The organism is Caulobacter sp. P1_B12_2 (genome assembly GCF_056406675.1).
The window spans coordinates 1-2,628 of record NZ_JBFTZS010000560.1 but is presented as its reverse complement, the minus strand read 5'-3'; the positions used below and the strand labels follow the sequence as shown (position 1 = coordinate 2,628).

Genomic DNA, 2,628 nt, shown 5'->3' with positions numbered 1-2,628 from the left:
CTCGCTAACTGGGACGCATGACCCCAGCGCCCCTCGTCAAACACCACATCGCCGTCCTTCTCGGCGGCCCCTCGGCCGAGCGGGAGGTCAGCCTGGCCACCGGCGCGGCCTACGCCGCCGCGCTGGAGCGCCTCGGCGCGCGGGTCAGCCGCGTGGACCCCGGCCCCGACATCGCCCAGGTCCTGACCGCCCTCTCGCCCGACCTGGTGTTCAACGGCCTGCACGGGCGCTGGGGCGAGGACGGGTGCGTGCAAGGCGTGCTGGAGACCCTGGGGCTGGCCTACACCCACTCCGGCGTCCTGGCCTCGGCCCTGGCGATGGACAAGGCCAAGAGCAAGGCCGTGCTGGCGGCGGCGGGGATCGCCGTGCCCGGCGGCGGCCTGTTCGACCGCCACGATGTCGCGCGCGACCATGTGATGCAGCCGCCCTATGTGGTGAAGCCCAACGCCGAGGGATCGTCGGTGGGCGTGTTCATYGTGCCCGCCGGCGCCAACGCCTCGCCGCGCGAGCTGGCCGCGCCGGGCTGGGCTTTTGGCGACCAGGTGCTGGTCGAGCCGTTCGTTCCGGGCGTCGAGCTTTCGGTCGCGGTCCTTGGCCGGGCAACGGGTCCTAGCGCCCTGGCGGTCACCGAAATCCGCTCGTCCACAGGTTTTTATGACTACGACGCCAAGTACGTGGAAGGCGGCTCGATTCACGTCCTGCCCGCCCCGATTCCGGACGCCGTAAGGGATCGGGCCCTGCGGACCGCGGAGCTTGGCCATACAATTCTTGGTYGCCGAGGTGTGACTCGAGTCGACTTCCGTTATGACGGAATTAACGACCTTCTGGTCCTTTTGGAGGTCAATACGCAGCCTGGCATGACACCCACTTCGCTCGTTCCCGAGCAGGCGGACCACACCGGCGTTTCGTTTGATCGTTTAGTGTTTTGGATCGTGGAGGACGCTTATGCCCGCGGTAGTGCGGGGGGGATCGCGTAAGCCAACGCGCCCCCGGGCCGAAGCGCCCGCAAGTCCGAAGGCTCGAGCGGCGCAGCGCAACCCCGCGCCGCCGGCCGGGAAACTGCAAGCCGCGCGTGGGGGCGTGGGCGTCTCGCCCAAGCTGGCCCTGACCGTGGCCGGCGGCGCGCTGGTCGTGGCCCTGGTCGCCACCCTGGCCACCGGCCACCGGATCGAGCGCCTGGGCGCCGCCATGATGCGCGGCGTCGACGGCGAGTTCGCCGACATGGGCTTCAAGCTCAAGACCGTGCACATCGAAGGCGCCTCGCCGATGGCGAAGGCCGACATCCTGAACGCCACGGCCCTGTACCAGGACCAGCCGACCCTGGGCCTGGACCTCGTCGATCTGCGCACGCGGGTCGAGGGCGTGGGCTGGGTCAAGTCCGCCAAGGTCGTGCGCCTGCTGCCCGACACCGTGTTCATCTCCGTCGAGGAGCGCCCGGCCCTGGCCGTCTGGCAGCATTCCGGCGCGATGCGGGTGATCGACGGCGAGGGCCGCATCATCCGCGAGGCCGACGCCGCGCGCTTCCCGCAGCTGCCGCTGGTGGTGGGGCAGGGCGCCGACCAGGCCGCCGGCGCCATCCTGCCGGCCGTCAATGCGCGACCGCGTCTGCGCGACCGTCTGGAGGCCCTGGTGCGGGTCGACGACCGCCGCTGGGACCTGCGTTTGAAAGATGGTTCGCTGATCCAGCTTCCAGCCATTGACGAAGAGTCCGCGCTGATTCAATTGGATCAACTCGATCAACGACAACGAATCCTCGATCTCGGTTTCGCGCGCATCGATCTGCGCGATCCCGAAATGGTGGCCGTGAGGCCTCGCGACGCGGTGCTGCCTGGGCAGCCCGTGGCCGGCGGGGCTTGAACATGAACTTGTGTGTGAGGTGACTGTAGCGATGTCGCGACTGGATGACCGGAAGCAAGCCCGCGAAGGCTTGAAGGCGACGCTCGTGCGTCAGCCGGCGGTCGCGGCCGTCGACCTTGGCGCGTCCAAGGTCACCTGCTTCATCATGAAGGCCGATGGGATCCATCGCGACAACCGCACCCTGACCACGGCCGGCGTCGGCTATGTGCAGTCGCGCGGCGTGCGGGGCGGGGCGATCGTCAATCTGGACGAGGCGGCGCAAGCCATCGCCCAGGCCGTCGAGCGCGCCGAGACCGTGGCCGGCGTCAACGTCCAGGGCGTTTCGGTCTGCACGGCCGGCGGCCAGCTGGCCAGCCACCGCGTCCACACCCAGGTCTCGCTGGGCGCCCGGCCGATCGGCGACGGCGACCTGTCGCGCGCCATCGCCTCGGCCCTGGCCCAGGTCCGCATTCCCGGCCGCAAGCCGATCCACCTGCTGCCGATCGCCTGGTCGGTCGACGGCCAGCGCGGCATCCGCGACCCGCGCGCCATGTTCGGCCGCGCGCTGGGGCTTGAGCTGCTGGTCGTCTCGATCAACGAGAACGTCTTCCACACCCTGGCTCACTGCGTCGAGCGCGCCCACCTCAGCTTCGAGGGCGTGGTCGCAGCGCCCTTCGCCTCGGCCCTGGCGGCCCTGGAGGAGGACGAGATGGACCTGGGCGCGGTCTGCATCGACATGGGGGGCGGCTCGACCTCGGTGGCCGTGTTCAACAACGGCGCCCTGTGCCACGT

3 protein-coding genes are annotated in these 2,628 nt (G+C 69.9%); all 3 read left to right on the top strand.

Features of this window, described 5'->3' with window-relative positions; translation table 11 throughout:
- Positions 1-17: 17 nt before the first annotated feature.
- Entirely contained in the window at positions 18-977 is a 960-nt protein-coding gene (locus AC1DZ6_RS23225) for a D-alanine--D-alanine ligase (RefSeq protein ID WP_477099475.1), read from the top strand.
- Positions 946-1,857, top strand: coding sequence for a cell division protein FtsQ/DivIB (locus AC1DZ6_RS23220; protein ID WP_477099474.1), 912 nt, complete (start codon positions 946-948; stop codon positions 1,855-1,857). Before AC1DZ6_RS23225 ends, AC1DZ6_RS23220 begins: the two co-directional genes overlap by 32 nt.
- Positions 1,858-1,888: 31 nt before the next feature.
- On the top strand, positions 1,889-2,628 hold a 740-nt coding region (locus tag AC1DZ6_RS23215), incomplete at its 3' end, for a cell division protein FtsA (protein ID WP_477099473.1).

Bases quoted from the DNA above. Each gene is read 5' to 3' on its own strand.
- AC1DZ6_RS23220 (WP_477099474.1), top strand. From the start codon at position 946: ATGCCCGCGGTAGTGCGGGGGGGATCGCGTAAGCCAACGCGCCCCCGG.